At 71.3% G+C, this 17,871-nt stretch carries 17 protein-coding genes; 13 read left to right on the forward strand and 4 right to left on the reverse strand.

Going from position 1 to position 17,871, the window contains the following annotated elements; genetic code table 11:
• The first annotated feature begins 83 nt into the window (after window positions 1–83).
• Window positions 84–512, forward strand: coding sequence for a Rieske (2Fe-2S) protein (locus HG542_RS11340; RefSeq protein WP_171080219.1), 429 nt, complete (start codon window positions 84–86; stop codon window positions 510–512).
• Window positions 513–547: 35 nt separating this feature from the next.
• On the opposite strand, the gene HG542_RS11345 is transcribed toward HG542_RS11340, so the two are convergent.
• The gene (locus tag HG542_RS11345; RefSeq protein ID WP_171080220.1) at window positions 548–1,492 is read right to left on the reverse strand and encodes a hypothetical protein; all 945 of its coding nucleotides are present in this window, start codon (window positions 1,490–1,492) and stop codon (window positions 548–550) included.
• Window positions 1,493–1,719: 227 nt separating this feature from the next.
• Here HG542_RS11345 and HG542_RS11350 point away from each other — a divergent pair, with 227 nt between their 5' ends.
• The 12 genes from HG542_RS11350 (at window position 1,720) to pgi (ending at window position 14,327) form a co-directional block, all read left to right on the forward strand.
• Window positions 1,720–2,352, forward strand: a complete 633-nt coding sequence (locus HG542_RS11350; protein ID WP_229922687.1) for a papain-like cysteine protease family protein — start codon at window positions 1,720–1,722, stop codon at window positions 2,350–2,352.
• Between the two features lie 5 nt (window positions 2,353–2,357).
• The gene (locus HG542_RS11355) at window positions 2,358–3,188 is read left to right on the forward strand and encodes a hypothetical protein (protein ID WP_171080222.1); all 831 of its coding nucleotides are present in this window, start codon (window positions 2,358–2,360) and stop codon (window positions 3,186–3,188) included.
• Between the two features lie 96 nt (window positions 3,189–3,284).
• Complete coding sequence (uvrC, locus tag HG542_RS11360; RefSeq protein WP_171080223.1) at window positions 3,285–5,264, forward strand: excinuclease ABC subunit UvrC; 1,980 nt, start codon at window positions 3,285–3,287, stop codon at window positions 5,262–5,264.
• 103 nt (window positions 5,265–5,367) lie between these two features.
• Complete coding sequence (gene rapZ, locus HG542_RS11365) at window positions 5,368–6,300, forward strand: RNase adapter RapZ (protein WP_171080224.1); 933 nt, start codon at window positions 5,368–5,370, stop codon at window positions 6,298–6,300.
• Window positions 6,297–7,325 carry a gluconeogenesis factor YvcK family protein gene (locus HG542_RS11370; protein WP_171080225.1) on the forward strand — a complete coding sequence of 343 codons (1,029 nt, stop codon included), beginning with the start codon at window positions 6,297–6,299 and terminating at the stop codon, window positions 7,323–7,325. The genes rapZ and HG542_RS11370 overlap by 4 nt, the downstream gene beginning before the upstream one ends.
• Entirely contained in the window at window positions 7,316–8,314 is a 999-nt protein-coding gene (gene whiA, locus HG542_RS11375; RefSeq protein WP_171080226.1) for a DNA-binding protein WhiA, read from the forward strand. The genes HG542_RS11370 and whiA overlap by 10 nt, the downstream gene beginning before the upstream one ends.
• A 325-nt stretch (window positions 8,315–8,639) precedes the next feature.
• Complete coding sequence (gene gap / locus HG542_RS11380) at window positions 8,640–9,644, forward strand: type I glyceraldehyde-3-phosphate dehydrogenase (RefSeq protein ID WP_171080227.1); 1,005 nt, start codon at window positions 8,640–8,642, stop codon at window positions 9,642–9,644.
• 98 nt (window positions 9,645–9,742) lie between these two features.
• Entirely contained in the window at window positions 9,743–10,954 is a 1,212-nt protein-coding gene (locus HG542_RS11385) for a phosphoglycerate kinase (protein WP_171080228.1), read from the forward strand.
• A 6-nt stretch (window positions 10,955–10,960) separates the two neighbouring features.
• Window positions 10,961–11,737: a triose-phosphate isomerase gene (tpiA, locus tag HG542_RS11390; RefSeq protein ID WP_171080229.1), complete on the forward strand. Its 777-nt coding sequence runs from the start codon at window positions 10,961–10,963 to the stop codon at window positions 11,735–11,737.
• Between the two features lie 106 nt (window positions 11,738–11,843).
• A complete protein-coding gene (gene secG / locus HG542_RS11395) occupies window positions 11,844–12,080 on the forward strand; it encodes a preprotein translocase subunit SecG (protein WP_171080231.1) in 237 nt (78 codons plus the stop codon).
• 159 nt (window positions 12,081–12,239) lie between these two features.
• Window positions 12,240–12,575: an RNA polymerase-binding protein RbpA gene (locus tag HG542_RS11400; RefSeq protein WP_003957010.1), complete on the forward strand. Its 336-nt coding sequence runs from the start codon at window positions 12,240–12,242 to the stop codon at window positions 12,573–12,575.
• A gap of 132 nt (window positions 12,576–12,707) precedes the next feature.
• Window positions 12,708–14,327, forward strand: a complete 1,620-nt coding sequence (gene pgi / locus HG542_RS11405; protein WP_229922686.1) for a glucose-6-phosphate isomerase — start codon at window positions 12,708–12,710, stop codon at window positions 14,325–14,327.
• A 215-nt stretch (window positions 14,328–14,542) separates the two neighbouring features.
• Here the strand turns inward: pgi and pgl are convergent, their stop codons facing one another.
• Genes pgl through zwf form a run of 3 tightly spaced genes read right to left on the reverse strand, consistent with a single transcriptional unit; the run spans window position 14,543 to window position 17,870 of the window.
• A complete protein-coding gene (gene pgl / locus HG542_RS11410; RefSeq protein WP_171080234.1) occupies window positions 14,543–15,325 on the reverse strand; it encodes a 6-phosphogluconolactonase in 783 nt (260 codons plus the stop codon).
• Entirely contained in the window at window positions 15,322–16,350 is a 1,029-nt protein-coding gene (gene opcA, locus HG542_RS11415; RefSeq protein ID WP_171080235.1) for a glucose-6-phosphate dehydrogenase assembly protein OpcA, read from the reverse strand. The genes pgl and opcA overlap by 4 nt, the downstream gene beginning before the upstream one ends.
• Complete coding sequence (gene zwf, locus HG542_RS11420) at window positions 16,347–17,870, reverse strand: glucose-6-phosphate dehydrogenase (protein WP_171080237.1); 1,524 nt, start codon at window positions 17,868–17,870, stop codon at window positions 16,347–16,349. Before zwf ends, opcA begins: the two co-directional genes overlap by 4 nt.
• Between the last annotated feature and the right edge of the window lies 1 nt (window position 17,871).

Below are 17,871 nucleotides of genomic sequence, written 5' to 3' on the forward strand. Positions count from 1 at the left end.
CGGGTGGGCGGGTCCCCGTCGGCGGGCCGGGGGAGCCCCAGTATCGTCGGTCCGACAGCACCGCCGTACCCCCTGGAGCCCCCATGACCAGCCAGTCCGCATCCCGTCGCACCGTGCTCCTCAGCGGAGCGGCACTGGCCGGGGCCGCGGGGCTCGGCGTCACCGGCTGCGACCCCTCCAGCGCCGGGGCCAAGGGCCCCGCCACGCCGACCGCTCCGGTGGACCTCGGCGCGGCGGGTGACGTGCCGGTCGGCGGCGCCAAGCTCTACCGCGAGCAGAAGCTGGTCGTCGCGCAGCCCGCCAAGGGCGAGTACAAGGCGTTCAGCGCGGTGTGCACGCACGCGGGCTGCGTGGTCGACAAGGTCGAGGACGGCAAGGTCAGCTGCCCGTGCCACGGCAGCAAGTTCGACGCGCAGACCGGCAAGGTCCTCCAGGGCCCGGCGGGCGCACCGCTGCCCGCCGTCCCGGTCAAGGAGTCCGGCGGCAAGCTCGTCGCCGGCCCGGAGTCCTGACCCGTCGGTCGTGACCGTCGGGTCAGGACCGACCGTCACGACCAGTCCCAGGCGATCCCCAGGATCCCCGGCCGCACCGCCTGTTCGGCCAGGTGTACGCCGTGGTGCCGCCCCGAGAGCGTCAGCTCCTGCTGCCCGGTGCGCGGCGAGGATGCCGACGCCTGGACGAAGCGGCGGCAGCGCACCGGCAGCGCGGCCTCGTCGAAGCGGACCTGCAGCACATACTGCCCGGCCGCGAAGCTGAAACCGCGCACGTACTCGGTGCTCGGCCCCGCGGTGCCGTCCTCGAAGCCGTAGCCGAAGACATGGGTCTCCCCGGCGCGCAGCCGCACGTCGAAGAGCAGCTCGGCGACGAGCACCCCGGCCGCGGTGTGCCAACGGACGCGCCCCACCCGGCAGTTCTCGTCCGCCCGGACGGTCACCCGCTCCGGGTCGCAGCCCGGGTCCCCGTGGTGGATGGCCAGGTAGCGGTCCACCCCGTCGCGGTGCGCCCGCACCACGTGGTGCGAGGCGCGCCCGCGCAGCTCGCGGCCCGCGCCGATGCGGACGTGCTCCAGGTGGCAGACCGTGTGCAGCCCGCCGTCGGCCGGTGACTCCAGCTCGGCCAGCAGCCGTTCGAGGGCCCGCGACTCCTCCACCAGCGAGCGGAACGACCGGCCGGCGGGCCGGCCCGGGTCCGTCCGCGGCACGGGTTCGAGCAGCCGGGTGAGCGCCTGCGCGGGCAGCTCCAGGACCTCCTCCAGCATTCGCACCGCCCTGAGCGACTCGGGCCGCCGCGGCCGCCGGGCTCCCTGCTGCCAGTAACTCAGGCTTGTCACCCCGACCTTGACGCCCCGCTGGGCCAGCCGGTGCTGGACCCGGTGCAGGGCCAGTCCGCGCGCCGACAGCGCGGTGCGCAGTGCGAGGTGGAACGGTCCCGTCCGCAGGGCCTGGGCCAGTTCGGCCTCGGCGGTCCCGGTGCCGGTGGGTGTACGTGCCATCCGCCGCTCCTCTGTGAATATTCACAACGGTGGCAGAGGGGCCGGCGGACAGGAGCGCCGCATTCCTCCTGGGCGGGCACAGGCTGTTCACAGGCAACGCCGTCTGTTCACACCGCGGTTTCACAGAGCATTGAAGCCTGTTGACCAGCACCCGACAACACTTGATGCTCCTCAGCAGCGTCCGGACGCGCTCCTCCACCACAACCCCCCGCCACGGGAGGAACGCCATGACCCGTGCCTCGGCATCGGCACCATCAGCACAGCACTCCAGACCTCGGATACGCGGCAGAAGGCTGTCCGTCGCGGCCCTGATCGCCTCCGCACTGCTCGCCGTCCCCACCACGGCGAGCGCGGCGAGCGACAGTCACCCCGCTCTGCTCGCGTCCAAGCAGCTCAACATCAGCATGCAGGCCCAGCAGAAGAGCAACTGGTGCTGGGCGGGCTCCGGCAACACCATCGCGACCTGGTTCGGGCGCAACTACAGCCAGAACCAGTTCTGCAACGCCGCCTTCAACCGCCAGCAGGGCACCACGTGCCCCAACAACCAGGCCACGCTGGGCAATGTGCAGAACGCCCTCGACTGGGCCGGCATCAACTCCGGTTCGTACGTGAGCGGCTGGCTGCGCTACTCGACCGTGCAGACGGAGATCGACAACAACCGTCCGATCGAGACGCGCATCCAGTGGTCGTCGGGCGGCGGGCACATGCACGTCCTCTACGGCTATGACGACAGCAACAGCTGGGTCTACTGGGGCGACCCGTGGCCGTCCAACGACCGCTACAACTGGGCCTCGCACGACTGGTACGTCAACAACGACCAGTTCTCCTGGACCCACTCGCTCTACCGGATCGGAGCGTGAGGGCGATGACCGATCACACGTACCCCCGCAGGAACGTCATGCGCGCAGCGGCCGCCGGCGCCCTCACCGCCGGACTGTTCTGCCTGACGCCCCTCGCCCAGGCCGCCCAGGCCCCGGCCCCGCCGCCGGCCGCCGGGATCGCCGCCGCGCACAACGCCGCCGCGGCGCCCTCGACGCTCGACACGCTCTCCCGCTTCTTCACCCGCGACGGTGCGCACAGCGCAGTCGCCAGGAGTGCGGTACAGCCGAGGATCGAAGGCGCGACCGTGCCGGTGTACACGCTGTCCCCGGAGTTCGTGGCGGGCAAGGCGGATGCGCCGGTGGCCAAACTCGAGTACCTCGCCAGCACGGCCGTGTCGTCGGACGGGCAGAAGGCCTCGGTGTGGACGGTGCGCAGCGGCGGCAGCTGGAAGGTCGTCAACATCGCCACCGGTGACGACGAGACGCGCTACGCGGCCGAGGGGGCGAAGAAGCTCAGCGGCGGCACGGTCTTCCGCGAGCCGCAGATCAACGCGTGGTACGTCCAGCGCGGCGACCGGGTGCTGCCGCTCGACCAGGACGCCGTGCGCGCCGTGGGCACGGGCGGTACCACGGTGGCCGCCTATCGGGACCGGGTCCACAAGGCCTATGGCGACAAGCTGCCGGGTTCCGCCTACGCGGAGAAGGGGTTTGCCGGTGGGTACGGCGAGGCTGCGGCGCCGGCCGCCGCGGAGCGCGGCTCCTCGTCGCCGGGCCTCGCTCCCGTCGCGGCCGCCGGCGGGGCGGCGCTGGTGCTCGGGCTCGGTGCGGTGACGGTGCGCAGGGTTCGTCGTCGGCCGCCGGTTGTGCGTGGCTGATCGCGCAGTTCCCCGCGCCCCTCACGGGGCGCGGGGATACGGGGCGTGGGGAACCGGCGCCCCCGATTGTCGGTGCCCGCAAGTAGGGTTGGTGGCATGGCCGACCCCAGCAGCTACCGACCCAAGCCGGGACAGATCCCCGACTCGCCGGGGGTCTACAGATTCCGGGACGAGCACGGCCGCGTGATCTACGTCGGGAAGGCGAAGAGCCTGCGCCAGCGGCTCTCCTCGTACTTCCAGGATCTCGCGGGCCTGCACCCGCGCACCCGCACCATGGTCACCACGGCCGCCTCCGTCGAGTGGACCGTGGTCTCCACCGAGGTCGAGGCGCTGCAGCTGGAGTACTCCTGGATCAAGGAGTACGACCCCCGGTTCAACGTCAAGTACCGCGACGACAAGAGCTACCCGTCCCTGGCGGTCACGCTCAACGAGGAGTTCCCGCGCGTGCAGGTCATGCGCGGCCCCAAGAAGAAGGGCGTCCGCTACTTCGGCCCGTACGCCCATGCCTGGGCGATCCGCGAGACCGTCGACCTGATGCTGCGGGTCTTCCCCGTCCGCACCTGCTCCGCAGGCGTGTTCAAGCGCTCGCACCAGATCGGCCGCCCCTGCCTCCTCGGCTACATCGGCAAGTGCTCCGCCCCCTGCGTCGGCCGCGTCAGCCCCGAGGAGCACCGCGAACTCGCCGAGGAATTCTGCGACTTCATGGCCGGGCGCACCGGTGCGTACATCCGCCGTCTGGAACGGCAGATGCACGAGGCCGCCGAGGAGATGGAGTACGAGAAGGCCGCCCGGCTGCGCGACGACATAGAGGCGCTCAAGCGCGCCATGGAGAAGAACGCCGTCGTCCTCGCCGACGCCACCGACGCCGACCTCATCGCGGTCGCCGAGGACGAACTCGAGGCGGCCGTGCAGATCTTCCACGTCCGCGGCGGCCGGGTGCGCGGCCAGCGCGGCTGGGTCACGGACAAGGTCGAGGCCGTCGACACCGCGGGCCTCGTCGAGCACGCCCTGCAGCAGCTCTACGGCGAGGAGCGGGGCGACGCGGTGCCCAAGGAGGTCCTCGTCCCCGCCCTGCCCGAGCCCGTCGGGCCCGTCCAGCAGTGGCTCACGGAGCGCCGCGGCGCGGCCGTCAGCCTGCGCATCCCGCAGCGCGGCGACAAGAAGGACCTGATGGCCACGGTCCAGCGCAACGCCCAGCAGGCGCTCGTGCTCCACAAGACCAGGCGCGCCTCCGACCTGACGACCCGTTCGCGCGCCCTGGAGGAGATCGCCGGGGCCCTCGGTCTGGACTCGGCGCCGCTGCGCATCGAGTGCTTCGACATCTCCCACCTCCAGGGGCAGGACGTGGTGGCGTCGATGGTCGTCTTCGAGGACGGCCTGGCGCGCAAGAGCGAGTACCGGCGCTTCCAGATAAAGGGCTTCGAGGGACAGGACGACGTCCGGTCGATGCACGAGGTCATCGGCCGCCGCTTCCGCCGCTATCTGCAGGAGAAGCAGAAGGAAGGGGAGTGGTCCGAGGAGAACGCGGTGGAGGCGGAGGACAGCCGCCTCGACGACGACGGCCGCCCCAAGCGCTTCGCCTACCCGCCGCAGCTCGTCGTCGTCGACGGCGGGCAGCCGCAGGTGGCGGCGGCCCGGCGCGCGCTCGACGAGCTCGGGGTCGACGACGTGGCCGTGTGCGGCCTCGCCAAGCGGCTGGAGGAGGTCTGGCTGCCGGGCGAGGACGACCCGGTCGTCCTGCCCCGCACCAGCGAGGGCCTCTACCTGCTGCAGCGCGTCCGCGACGAGGCCCACCGTTTCGCCATCTCCTACCAGCGCGGCAAGCGCTCGAAGACGATGAAGGCCGGCGCGCTGGACGCGGTCCCCGGCCTGGGGGAGACCCGCAGGAAGGCGCTGCTCAAGCACTTCGGCTCGGTGAAACGGCTGCGCGCCGCCACGGTCGAGGAACTGTGCGCCGCGCCCGGTATCGGCCGCAAGACCGCCGAGACGATCGCCGCGGCCCTGGCGGCGGCCCCGGCCCCCGCCCCCGCGGTCAACATGGCAACTGGCGAGATCATGGACGACACAGAGGAATGATGGGGGCGTGGCGTACGCCGGTCCATGCCGCGCACGCCGCGAGACCGCAGTATGGAAGACGTGACCGCACCTGCGGCGCGTCAGGGAAACGGGGGAAGACGGCATGAACGGCACCGAACGGGACGGAGCACAGGTGAGTACGGGCACGACGGCGGATGCGACCGCTGAGGCGGCGGGCATCCCCGAGCTGGTGATCATCTCCGGTATGTCGGGGGCGGGCCGCAGCACCGCCGCCAAGTGTCTGGAGGACCTCGGCTGGTTCGTCGTCGACAACCTGCCGCCCGCCCTGATCCCCACCATGGTGGACCTGGGCGCCCGCTCGCAGGGCAATGTCGCCCGCATCGCCGTCGTCGTGGACGTCCGCGGCCGGCGCTTCTTCGACAACCTCCGCGAGTCCCTCGCGGACCTGGAGGCGAAGAAGGTCAAGCGGCGGGTGATCTTCCTGGAGGCCTCCGACGACGCCCTGGTCCGCCGCTTCGAGTCCGTGCGCCGCCCGCACCCCCTGCAGGGCTCGGGCCGCATCGTCGACGGCATCGCCGCCGAGCGCGACCTGCTGCGCGAGCTGCGCGGCGACGCCGACCTCGTCATCGACACCTCCAGCCTCAACGTCCACGAGCTGCGCGCCAAGCTGGACGCCCAGTTCGCCGGCGAGGAGGAGCCGGAGCTGCGCGCCACCGTGATGTCCTTCGGGTTCAAGTACGGCCTGCCCGTCGACGCCGACCTCGTCGTCGACTGCCGCTTCCTGCCCAACCCCCACTGGGTCCCCGAGCTGCGCCCCTTCACCGGGCTCAACGAGGAGGTCTCCGGCTACGTCTTCAACCAGCCGGGCGCCAAGGAGTTCCTCGACCGCTACACCGAGCTGCTCCAGCTCATCGCCGCGGGCTACCGCCGCGAGGGCAAGCGCTACGTGACCATCGCCGTCGGCTGCACCGGCGGCAAGCACCGCTCCGTCGCGATGTCCGAGAAGCTCGCCCACCGCCTGGTCTCCGAGGGCGTCGAGACCGTCGTCGTGCACCGCGACATGGGGCGCGAGTGACCGGCCGCACCTTCCGGCTCCGCCGCGTACGGGTCCCCGGCCGGCCCCGCGGCGGCTCCGGCGCGCAGCCCAAGGTCGTCGCCCTCGGCGGCGGCCACGGGCTGTCCGCCTCCCTGGCCGCCCTCCGCCGGATCACCGGCGACCTGACGGCCGTCGTGACCGTCGCCGACGACGGCGGCTCCAGCGGCCGGCTGCGCGACGAGCTCGGCGTGCTGCCCCCCGGCGACCTGCGCAAGGCCCTCGCCGCCCTCTGCGGCGACGACGACTGGGGCCAGACCTGGTCCCGGGTCATCCAGCACCGCTTCGAGAGCCGCGGCGAGTTGCACGGCCACGCCGTCGGCAACCTGCTGATCGTCGCCCTCTGGGAGCAGCTCGGCGACCACGTCCAGGCCCTGGACCTGGTCGGCAAGCTGCTCGGCGCGCACGGCCGGGTGCTGCCCATGTCCGCGGTCCCGCTGGAGCTCCAGGCCCTCGTCAAGGGCCACGACCCGGCCGCGCCCGAGGAGATCGGCACCGTCCGCGGCCAGGCCACCGTGGCGCTCACCCCGGGCGAGGTGCAGTCCGTGCACGTCGTCCCCGAGGACCCGCCCGCGGTGCCCGAGGCCGTCGAGGCCGTGCTCGACGCCGACTGGGTCGTGCTCGGCCCCGGCTCCTGGTTCTCCTCCGTCATCCCCCACCTGCTCGTGCCCGAGCTGCTGCAGGCCCTGCAGGAGACGAAGGCCCGGCGCGTCCTGTCGTTGAACCTCGCGCCGCAGCCCGGGGAAACCGATGGCTTCTCACCGCAGCGTCATTTGGAGGTTTTGGCCCGACACGCCCCTAAACTCGCCCTGGACGTGGTGCTGGCCGACGAGGCCGCCGTGCCCGACCGCGAGAGCCTGACCGACGCCGCCAAGCGGCTCGGGGCCGCGGTGGAGCTGGCGGCGGTCGCCGCGCCCGGCAGTTCGGCGGTGCACGACCCCGAGCTGCTGGCCGCCGCGTACGACCGTATTTTTCGGATGCATGGAAGGATCGGCCCATGGCGATGACGGCAGCGGTGAAGGACGAAATCTCCCGGCTCCCCGTCACCCGGACCTGCTGCCGGAAAGCGGAGGTCTCGGCCATCCTGCGGTTCGCCGGCGGGCTGCACCTGGTCAGCGGCCGCATCGTGATCGAGGCCGAGCTGGACACCGGCATCGCCGCACGGCGGCTGCGCAAGGACATCCTGGAGATCTTCGGACACGCTTCCGACCTGGTGGTGATGGCCCCCGGCGGGCTGCGCCGCGGCAGCCGGTACGTGGTGCGGGTGGTGGCGGGCGGTGACCAGCTGGCGCGCCAGACCGGCCTGGTCGACGGCCGCGGCCGGCCGATCCGCGGGCTGCCCCCGCAGGTCGTCTCGGGTGCCACCTGCGATGCGGAGGCCGCCTGGAGAGGCGCCTTCCTGGCCCACGGTTCCCTCACCGAGCCCGGCCGCTCCTCCTCCCTGGAGGTGACCTGCCCCGGCCCGGAGGCGGCCCTCGCCCTGGTCGGCGCGGCCCGCAGGCTGCAGATCGCGGCCAAGGCGCGCGAGGTGCGCGGGGTCGACCGCGTGGTCGTCCGCGACGGCGACGCGATCGGCGCCCTGCTGACCCGGCTCGGTGCGCACGAGTCCGTGCTGGCCTGGGAGGAGCGGCGGATGCGCCGCGAGGTGCGGGCCACCGCCAACCGCCTGGCCAACTTCGACGACGCCAACCTGCGCCGCTCGGCACGGGCGGCCGTCGCCGCGGGCGCCCGTGTGCAGCGCGCGCTGGAGATCCTCGGCGAGGAGGTCCCCGAGCACCTCGCGGCCGCCGGCCGGCTGCGCATGGAGCACAAGCAGGCCTCCCTGGAGGAGCTGGGCGCCCTCGCCGACCCGCCGCTCACCAAGGACGCGGTCGCCGGCCGGATCCGCCGGCTGCTCGCCATGGCGGACAAGCGCGCCCAGGACCTGGGCATCCCCGGCACCGAGTCGAACCTCGCCGAGCTGACCGAGGAGATGGCCGAGGGCATGGTCGGCTGACCGTCCCCCGTTCTTCCGAGCCGCCCCCGCACCGGTCCGACCGGGCGGGGGCGCTTCAATGTCGGTTACAGGCAAGGGAGTTGGGGCGATCAGGGGCCGCATCGCCCCCTGTCGTCACTGTGCGTGATGATGAGCCGATTCATACGCCTCGCGCGAGTGAGCAGACCCATGCACAAACGGGCTCCAAGCCGCTTTGTCAAGGGTTACGGGACGAGCGATGCCAATGTCACGTCCCCGCCCTGTTGGAGGTAGGGTCGGTGGTGGTCGGGGACATCCCAATACACCGCCGGCGGACAGCCCGGCACACCAACGAGGAGATCGGTTCGTGACGATCCGCGTAGGCATCAACGGCTTTGGCCGTATCGGTCGTAACTACTTCCGCGCGCTCCTGGAGCAGGGTGCGGACATCGAGATCGTCGGTGTCAACGACCTGACCGACAACGCCACCCTGGTGCACCTGCTGAAGTACGACTCGATCCTGGGTCGTCTGCAGCAGGAGGTCAGCCACACCGACGACACGATCACCGTCGGTGACATGACCTTCAAGACGATGGCCGAGCGCGACCCGGCCGCCCTCCCGTGGGGCGAGCTCGGTGCCGACATCGTCATCGAGTCCACCGGTATCTTCACCAAGCGCGAGGACGCCGCCAAGCACCTCGCCGCCGGCGCCAAGAAGGTCCTGATCTCCGCCCCCGCCAAGGGCGAGGACATCACCATCGTGATGGGCGTCAACCAGGACAAGTACGACGCGGCCAACCACCACGTCATCTCCAACGCCTCCTGCACCACCAACTGCGTGGCGCCGATGGCCAAGGTCCTCGACGAGAACTTCGGCATCGTCAAGGGCATGATGACGACGGTCCACGCGTACACCAACGACCAGCGCATCCTGGACTTCCCGCACTCCGACCTGCGCCGCGCCCGCGCCGCCGCGGAGAACATCATCCCGACCTCGACCGGTGCCGCCAAGGCCACCGCCCTGGTCCTCCCGCAGCTCAAGGGCAAGCTGGACGGCATCGCCATGCGCGTCCCGGTCCCGACCGGCTCGGTCACCGACCTGGTCCTGGAGCTGGACCGCGAGGTCACCAAGGACGAGATCAACGGCGCCTTCCAGAAGGCCGCCGAGGGCCAGCTCAAGGGCATCCTCGAGTACACCGAGGACCCGATCGTCTCCTCCGACATCGTCAACTGGCCGGCCTCCTGCACCTTCGACTCGCAGCTGACGATGGTCCAGGGCAAGCAGGTCAAGGTCGTCGGCTGGTACGACAATGAGTGGGGCTACTCCAACCGCCTGGTGGACCTGACCGTCTTCGTCGGCGGCCAGCTCTGATCCGAGCGATGTAAAGGACGGGGCTCGTACGGCGCACTGGCGCGCAGTACGGGCCCTGTCGCATGGCTGTTACTCACGGAAGTCACCGGAGTCACCGTATGAAGACGATCGACGAACTCATCGAGGGCGGCGTCGAGGGCAAGCGGATCTTCGTCCGCGCCGACCTCAACGTTCCCCTGGAGGGCACGACCATCACCGACGACGGCCGCATCCGCGCCGTCGCGCCCACGATCGCCAAGCTCGCCGAGGCGGGCGCCAAGGTGATCGTCGCCTCCCACCTGGGCCGTCCCAAGGGCGCCCCGGACCCGCAGTTCTCCCTGGCCCCGGCCGCGAAGCGGCTCGGCGAGATCCTGGGCAAGAACGTCTCGTTCGCCGCCGACACGGTCGGCGACAGCGCGAAGGCCACCGTTGCCGCTCTGGCGAACGGCGAGGTCACGCTGCTGGAGAACCTCCGTTTCAACGCGGGCGAGACGAGCAAGGACGACGCGGAGCGCGGCGCCTTCGCCGACGCCCTCGCGTCGCTGGCCGACCTCTACGTCGGCGACGGCTTCGGTGCCGTGCACCGCAAGCACGCCTCGGTCTTCGACCTCCCCAAGCGGCTCCCGCACGCCGCCGGCGACCTGATCGCCACCGAGGTCGGCGTCCTGAAGAAGCTCACCGAGGACGTCAAGCGCCCGTACGTGGTCGTGCTGGGCGGCGCCAAGGTCTCCGACAAGCTGGGTGTCATCGACAACCTGCTGGAGAAGGCCGACCGCATCCTCATCGGCGGCGGCATGTCCTACACCTTCCTGGCCGCCAAGGGCCACGAGGTCGGCATCTCGCTGCTGCAGAAGGACCAGATCCCCGTCTGCCAGGAGTACCTGGCCCGGGCCGAGGCGCGCGGCGTGGAGTTCCTGCTCCCCCTCGACGTCCTGGTCTCCGCCGACTTCCCGGACCTGAAGACCAAGGCTCCGGCCAACCCCGAGCTCGTCGCCTCGGACGCCATCCCGGCGGACAAGGAGGGCCTGGACATCGGCCCGAAGACGCGGGAGCTGTACGCCTCGAAGCTGGCCGACGCGGGCACCGTCTTCTGGAACGGTCCGATGGGCGTCTTCGAGCACCCCGACTACGCCAACGGCACCAAGGCCGTGGCCCAGGGCCTGCTGGACTCGCCCGGCTTCACCGTCGTGGGCGGTGGCGACTCGGCCGCGGCCGTGCGCATCCTGGGCTTCGACGAGAACGCCTTCGGCCACATCTCGACCGGTGGCGGCGCGAGCCTCGAGTACCTCGAGGGCAAGACGCTCCCCGGCCTCGCCGCACTGGAGGACTGAACCGCTGTGACTGCACGCACCCCGCTGATGGCGGGCAACTGGAAGATGAACCTCAACCACCTCGAGGCCATCGCACACGTCCAGAAGCTCGCCTTCGCGCTCGCCGACAAGGACTTCGAGGCCGTCGAGGTCGCGGTCCTGCCCCCCTTCACCGACCTGCGCTCGGTGCAGACGCTGGTCGACGGCGACAAGCTGAAGATCAAGTACGGTGCCCAGGACATCTCGGCGCACGACTCCGGTGCCTACACCGGCGAGATCTCCGGCACCATGCTGGCCAAGCTCAAGTGCAGCTACGTGGCCGTCGGCCACTCCGAGCGCCGCCAGTACCACGGCGAGTCGGACGAGCTCTGCAACGCCAAGGTCAAGGCCGCCTTCCAGCACGGCATCACGCCGATCCTGTGCGTCGGCGAGGGTCTGGACGTCCGCAAGGCGGGCAACCAGGTCGCGCACACCCTGGCCCAGGTCGACGGCGGCCTGAAGGACGTCCCGGCCGCACAGGCCGAGTCCGTCGTCATCGCCTACGAGCCCGTCTGGGCCATCGGCACCGGCGAGGTCGCCACCCCCGAGGACGCCCAGGAGGTCTGCGGGGCCATCCGCCGCCGTCTGGCCGAGCTGTACGGGCAGGAGACGGCCGACAAGGTCCGTATCCAGTACGGCGGTTCCGTCAAGGCCGGCAACATCGCGGCGATCATGGCGCAGCCCGACGTGGACGGCGCGCTGGTCGGCGGTGCCTCGCTGGACGCGGACGAGTTCGTCAAGATCGTCCGCTTCCGCGATCAGTAGCGACTAGGACGAGGGGCGGCCCTCGTCGTACCCTGTCGGGGCCGGGACCGGCGTATCTGCGCCCCCGGCCCCGTGTCGTATTCAGTCCGAGAGAGTTGGTCCAGCCGTGGTCATCGGGTTCTCGATCGCCCTCATCGTCTTCAGCCTGCTGATGATGATGCTGGTGCTCATGCACAAGGGGAAGGGCGGCGGCCTGTCCGACATGTTCGGTGGCGGCATGCAGTCCTCCGTCGGCGGCTCCTCGGTCGCCGAGCGCAACCTCGACCGGATCACCATCGTGGTCGGTCTGCTGTGGTTCGCGTGCATCGTCGCGCTGGGTGTCCTGATGAAGCTCAAGAGCTGACGTACCGTCGTATCAGCGGCCTATGATGGAGACTCGCGTCTTCGCGGCCGGGCTGTAACTCCTGCCACTGGACGCGCGTTGGGCCTTACGTAGACTGGGGCGCCCGCAGCGGAGTGGACTGTCACGCTCCGCGGCACCATCACGCAGGGAGTTACGACCGTGGCAAGTGGCAACGCGATCCGGGGGAGCCGGGTCGGGGCGGGGCCGATGGGGGAGGCCGAGCGGGGCGAGTCCGCGCCGCGTCTCCGCATCTCCTTCTGGTGCTCGAACGGGCACGAAACACAGCCGAGCTTCGCCAGCGACGCACAGGTCCCGGACACCTGGGACTGCCCGCGCTGCGGCTTCCCGGCCGGCCAGGACCGGGACAACCCGCCGGACCCCCCGCGCACCGAGCCGTACAAGACGCACCTGGCGTACGTCCGCGAGCGGCGCAGCGACGCGGACGGCGAGGCCATCCTCGCCGAGGCGCTCGCCAAGCTGCGCGGCGAGATCTGAGCCGGAACCCTTGACCGACGGCCCGTCCGTACTCCCCTGCGGGGGTGTGCGGACGGGCCGCTCGCGTTGGTCGGCTAGGTTGGTGCATACCGCAGCGAGAAGGAGAAATGGGCTGAGATGAACGTCGATCAGATGCCTGAGTGGAATGCGCTGGCCAAGCACCGGGACGAGCTGGGGGAGGTGCAGCTGCGCAGGCTCTTCGCCGACGACCCGCGCCGGGCGGAGAAGTACACGCTCTCCGTCGGCGACCTGCATCTCGACTACTCCAAGCACCTCGTGACCGACGAGACCCTGCGCCTGTTGCGCGAACTCGCGGCGGCCCGGGGCGTGGCGGAGCTGCGCGACGCCATGTTCCGCGGCGAGAAGATCAACACCACCGAGGGCCGCGCCGTGCTGCACACCGCGCTGCGTGCCCCCGAGTCGGCCGTCGTCGAGGTCGACGGGGAGAACGTCGTCCCCGCCGTGCACGCCGTCCTGCGCAAGATGCAGGTCTTCTCCGACCGCGTCCGTTCGGGTGATTGGAAGGGCCACACCGGCAAGCGCATCCGTAACGTCGTCAACATCGGTATCGGCGGCTCCGATCTCGGTCCGGCGATGGCGTACGAGGCGCTGCGCGCCTTCACCCACCGCGAACTGACGTTCCGTTTCGTCTCCAACGTCGACGGCGCGGACCTGCACGAGGCCGTGCGCGACCTGGACCCGGCCGAGACGCTGTTCATCGTCGCCTCGAAGACGTTCACGACGATCGAGACCATCACCAACGCCACCTCGGCGCGGAACTGGCTGCTGGCCGGTCTGGGGGCCGGCGAGGAGGCCGTCGCACGGCACTTCGTCGCCCTGTCGACGAACGAGGAGAAGGTCGCCGAGTTCGGCATCGACACGGCCAACATGTTCGAGTTCTGGGACTGGGTCGGCGGCCGCTACTCCTACGACTCGGCCATCGGCCTCTCCCTGATGGTCGCCATCGGCCCGGACCGCTTCCGCGAGATGCTGGCGGGCTTCCACCTGGTCGACGAGCACTTCCGCACGGCCCCGCCGGAGCAGAACGCACCGCTGCTGCTGGGCCTGCTGGGCATCTGGTACGGCAACTTCCACGACGCGCAGTCGCACGCGGTGCTGCCCTACAGCCACTACCTGTCGAAGTTCGCGGCCTATCTGCAGCAGCTGGACATGGAGTCCAACGGCAAGTCGGTCGACCGCGACGGCAACCGCGTCAACTGGCAGACGGGCCCGGTGGTCTGGGGCACGCCCGGCACGAACGGGCAGCACGCGTACTACCAGTTGATCCACCAGGGCACCAAGCTGATCCCCGCGGACCTGCTCGGCTTCGCCAAGCCGGTGGACGACCTGGAGCCGGGGCTGGTGGCCCAGCACGACCTGCTGATGGCCAACCTGTTCGCCCAGGGCCAGGCGCTCGCCTTCGGCAAGACCCCGGAGGAGGTCGCGGCGGAGGGCGTCCCGCAGGAGCTGATCCCGCACAAGACGTTCCGCGGCAACCACCCGACGACGACGATCCTGGCGAGCGAGCTGACTCCGTCGGTTCTGGGCCAGCTGATCGCGCTGTACGAGCACAAGGTGTTCGTACAGGGGGCGGTGTGGAACATCGACTCGTTCGACCAGTGGGGTGTCGAGCTGGGGAAGGTCCTCGCGAAGCGGGTCGAGCCGGCCTTGACGGCCGGCTCTGAGGTGCCGGGACTCGATGCGTCGACCGCTGCGCTCGTGCGCCGGTACCGCGAGCTGCGGGGGCGGTAGCCCCGACCCGCGCCCCGACAGGGGCGCGGGGAACTGCGCGACCAGCCACGACGCGCCCGCAGCCGGCGTACCCGGGGCTCCGCCCCCGGACCCGGCAGTGCGCCGCCTGCGGGCTCCTCGGTGGCTGATCGCGCAGTTCCCCGCGCCCCTTACGGGGCGTACGGCAATGGCCCGGTCCCCTTCCCAGGGGACCGGGCCATTGCCGTGAGGCACCGTCAGGCCGAAGCCGGGGGGTACAGCCCCCGCGGCAGCTGCGCGGCAGCGCTCTGGTCCAGCAGCCACAGGGTGCGGCGCCGCCCGTACGCCCCGGCCGCCGGGGCCTGTACCTCCCCGGCACCCCCGAGCGCGAGTGCAACGGCCCCGGCCTTGTCCTCGCCCGCGGCGAGGAGCCAGACCTCCTGGGCCGCCCGGATCGCCGGCAGGGTCAGCGAGACCCTGGTCGGCGGCGGCTTCGGCGCGCCGTGCACGCCGACGACCGTGCGCTCGGTCTCCCGCACGCCCGGCAGCTCGGGGAAGAGCGAGGCCACGTGCGTGTCGGGGCCGACGCCCAGCAGCAGGACGTCGAAGGACGGCACGGAGCCATGGTCCTCGGGCCGGGCGGCGGCGGCCAGTTCGGCCGCGTACGCCTCGGCCGCCGCATCCGCGTCGTTGCCGTGCGCCCCGCCCGAGGGCGGCATCGCATGGACCCGCGCCGGGTCCAGGTCCACCGCGTCCAGCAGGGCCTCGCGGGCCTGCGTCTCGTTGCGGTCGGGGTGGCCCTCCGGCAGGAACCGCTCGTCGCCCCACCACAGGTCGAGCCGCGACCAGTCGACGGCATCCCGCGCGGGAGCCGTGGCCAGGGCCGCGAGCAGGCCGTTGCCGTTGCGTCCGCCGGTGAGCACCACCGAGGCGGAGCCGCGGGCGGCCTGCGCGTCCACGATGCGGGTGATCAGCCGGGCGGCCGCGGCCTGGGCCATCAGCTCCTTGTCCCGGTGGACGACGACCTGGGGCGTGCTCACTTGGCCGCTGCCTTCTTGCTCGTGGCGGCGGCCTTCTTCGCCGGAGCCGGAGCCGGCTTCTCCTCGGCGGCCTCGGCGGCGGGAGCCGCCGCACCCGGCGTGCCGAGCCTGGCCACCCCGTACTTCAGCGCGGACGCGTACGTGTCGTCCGGGTCGAGCCGGCGCAGCTCCTCGGCCATCAGCTCCGAGGTGTCGCGGCGCTTGAGCGCGACCGCACGGTCCGGCTGGCCCTGCATGGTGAGCGTGGCCAGCGAGCCGTCGACGCGGTCGAGCACAATCGGCCCGTTCGCGGTCTCCAGGCGGACGGCCGTGAGGCCGGGGCCGTTGGAGACGGAACGCGTCACCGGCACGCCGAGGCGGTCGGCGAGCCACATGGCGAGCAGCTCGGCGCTCGGGTTGTAGGCCTCGCCCGCGACCTCGGCCGCGGTGATCCGGACGCCCGGCTGCTGGTCCAGCGCCGCCGCCAGCATCGAGCGCCAGGGGGTGATGCGGGTCCAGGCCATGTCGGTGTCGCCGGGGGCGTAGGTGGCCGCGCGCCGCTCGAGCTCGGCGACCGGGTCCTCACAGGCGTAGGTGTCGGTGACACGGCGCTGCGCGAGGGCACCCAGCGGGTCCTTGGCCGGGTCGGCCGGGGCGCCCACCGGCCACCAGACCACCACGGGGGCGTCCGGCAGCAGCAGCGGCAGCACGACCGACTGGGCGTGGTCTATGACCTCGCCGTGCAGGCGCAGCACCACCGTCTCGCCGGTGCCCGCGTCGCCGCCGACGCGGACCTCGGCGTCCAGGCGGGCCTTGGCGCGGTCGCGGGGCGAGCGGCTGACCCGCTTGATGACGACGAGCTTGCGCGAGGGGTGCTCGCGGGAGGCGTCGTCCGCCGCCTTGAGCGCGTCGTAGGCGTGCTCCTCGTCGGTGACGATGACCAGGGTGAGGACCATGCCGACGGCGGGGGCGCCGAGGGCCCGGCGCCCCTGGACCAGGGCGTTGTTGATCTTGCTCGCCGTGGTGTCCGTGAGATCGATCTTCATGGCCGGCGCCAGCTCCGTCCGTCTCGTGCCAGCATCGCGTCAGCCTCGGCCGGACCCCAGGTGCCGGCCGGGTACTGCGCGGGCTTGCCGTGCTTGTCCCAGTACTCCTCGATCGGGTCGAGGATCTCCCAGGAGAGCTCGACCTCCTTGAGGCGCGGGAAGAGGTTCGACTCGCCGAGCAGCACGTCGAGGATGAGCCGCTCGTACGCCTCGGGGCTCGACTCGGTGAAGGACTCGCCGTAGGCGAAGTCCATCGACACGTCCCGGACCTCCATCTGGGTGCCGGGCACCTTGGAGCCGAACCGCACGGTGACGCCTTCGTCCGGCTGCACCCGGATGACCAGGGCGTTCTGCCCCAGCTCCTCGGTGGCCGTGTGGTCGAAGGGCGAGTGCGGGGCGCGCTGGAAGACGACCGCGATCTCGGTGACGCGGCGGCCGAGCCGCTTGCCGGTGCGCAGGTAGAAGGGGACGCCCGCCCAGCGGCGGTTGTCGATCTCCAGCTTGACCGCGGCGTAGGTGTCGGTCTTCGACTTGGGGTCGATGCCCTCTTCCTCGAGGTACCCGACGACCTGCTCGCCGCCCTGCCAGCCGTGCGCGTACTGGGCGCGCACGGTCTCCTTGCCGAGGTCCTTGGGCAGCCGGACGGCGCCCAGCACCTTGGTCTTCTCGGCCGCCACCGCGTCCGCGTCGAAGGAGGCGGGCTCCTCCATGGCGGTCAGCGCGAGCAACTGCAGCAGGTGGTTCTGGATGACGTCGCGCGCGGCGCCGATGCCGTCGTAGTAGCCGGCCCGGCCGCCGATGCCGATGTCCTCGGCCATCGTGATCTGCACATGGTCGACGTACGAACGGTTCCAGAGCGGCTCGAACATCTGGTTGGCGAAGCGCAGCGCCAGGATGTTCTGGACCGTCTCCTTGCCCAGGTAGTGGTCGATCCGGAAGACCTCTTCGGCCGGGAAGACCTCGTGGACGATCCGGTTGAGCTCCTGGGCGCTCTTCAGGTCGTGGCCGAAGGGCTTCTCGATGACGGCACGCCGCCAGGAGCCCTCGGACTGCTCGGCCAGGCCGTGCTTCTTCAGCTGCTGGACGACGGTGGGGAAGAACTTCGGCGGCACCGACAGGTAGAAGGCGAAGTTGCCGCCCGTGCCCTGGGCCTTGTCGAGCTCCTCGATGGTGTCCTTGAGGGTCTCGAAGGCCTCGTCGTCGCCGAAGTCGCCCTGGACGAACCGGCAGCCCTGCACCAGCTGCTGCCAGACCTCCTCGCGGAACGGCGTGCGCGCGTGCTCCTTGACCGCGTCGTGCACTATCTGCGCGAAGTCCTCGTCCGCCCAGTCGCGGCGGGCGAATCCGATGAGCGAGAAGCCCGGCGGCAGCAGACCCCGGTTGGCGAGGTCGTAGACCGCCGGCATCAGCTTCTTTCGTGACAAATCGCCCGTGACGCCGAAGATCACCAGGCCCGACGGCCCCGCGATGCGCGGGAGCCGTCGGTCCGAAGCGTCACGCAGCGGATTGCTGCTGGTCAAC

The organism is Streptomyces morookaense, from assembly GCF_013030945.1.
Lineage (GTDB): Bacteria > Actinomycetota > Actinomycetes > Streptomycetales > Streptomycetaceae > Streptomyces > Streptomyces morookaensis.